Here is a 1138-nt window from a genome sequence, read left to right as displayed (position 1 = left end):
GCAACGGGGCGCCAAAGCGCCCCGTTTCACATTTGCCCCTCCACACAATGGGAGAAGCTCACTAACTATCCGCCGATGCTCAGCATGCGGTATACCCGCCGTCGACAACCAGTTTCTGACCGGTCATAAAGGAAGACTCGTCGGACATCAGGAACACCGCCGGCTTGGCGATTTCGGCCGGAACACCCATACGGCCACCAAATTTCCCACGCGGGACAATATCTGCATCCTTCACCGGATCGTTGCACAATGGGTGCAGCGCCGCCAGCTGGGTGAAGTCAAAGGCATCCGTTTCCAAGGATTTCTCATGCGACAACTTCTCTTTGTCAGTCGTGACAGCGGCCTGGAATAGCGGCGTCATAATATATCCCGGATTCACGGTGTTCACTCGGATTCCGTATTCCGCGAACTGCAGCGCGAGGGCCTTCGACAGGCCGACAACGCCGTGTTTCCCCATCGTATACTGGACCAGATTGAAGCGTTCAATCAGCACCTCGCCCGTCTCCGTGTTCACCACCTTCGGGCGACCGGCGACGCCGTGGATGCTCGATACCAGCACGATCGAGCCCTTGGTCCCGTGCTTCATCATCAGCCGCGAGCCGTAGAGCGCGGTATTGAACACTCCGTCCTCGTTGACGCTCTGGATGAATTTTTTCGACTTCAGAACCTCCTCGGGATCCTTATCGAAATCCTCAGCCGTCGCCACGCCGGCATTGGCCATGATGGCATCCACCCGACCATAGGTCTTCTCAGTGATCTCGAAAAGTTTCTCAACATCCTTCGGATCAGTCACGTCGGTATGCACATAGAGCGCATGCCCCTCACCATATTCCTCGTTCAGGCTCTTGGCGAATGCCTCGCCCTGCTCATCGTTGATGTCGGAAATGACAACCCCATCGGCCCCTTCGGCCAAGGCTTCGCGAACCGTTGCCGAGCCAATGGAATCGAACCCGGGGATGACCGAAACCGACCCCGTCACTACGACAATCTTGCCAGCTAGCTTACCCATCTCGAATACTCCTTTGGTTGAGATATTAGTGAATACATGCTGCGGTAGGGCCACCTTGGGGTATAGGAAGTTCAACCGCCCTTTTTGGCGAGTCTGGCGGGTAGGCGGCGGTCGCGCAAGCGCCGCTTT

The 1138-nt window shown here is 56.8% G+C and carries 1 protein-coding gene; it reads right to left on the bottom strand.

The window, feature by feature from the left end; translation table 11 throughout:
* Window positions 1-79 precede the first annotated feature (79 nt).
* On the bottom strand, window positions 80-1138 hold a 1059-nt coding region (locus JCM9942_RS16485), incomplete at its 5' end, for an SDR family NAD(P)-dependent oxidoreductase (protein ID WP_218185520.1).

This window comes from Stenotrophomonas pictorum JCM 9942, assembly GCF_001310775.1.
Classification (GTDB): Bacteria; Pseudomonadota; Gammaproteobacteria; order Xanthomonadales; family Xanthomonadaceae; genus Stenotrophomonas; species Stenotrophomonas pictorum.
The sequence above is the reverse complement of the archived record's forward strand: the minus strand, read 5'-3'. Positions and strand labels throughout refer to the sequence as shown.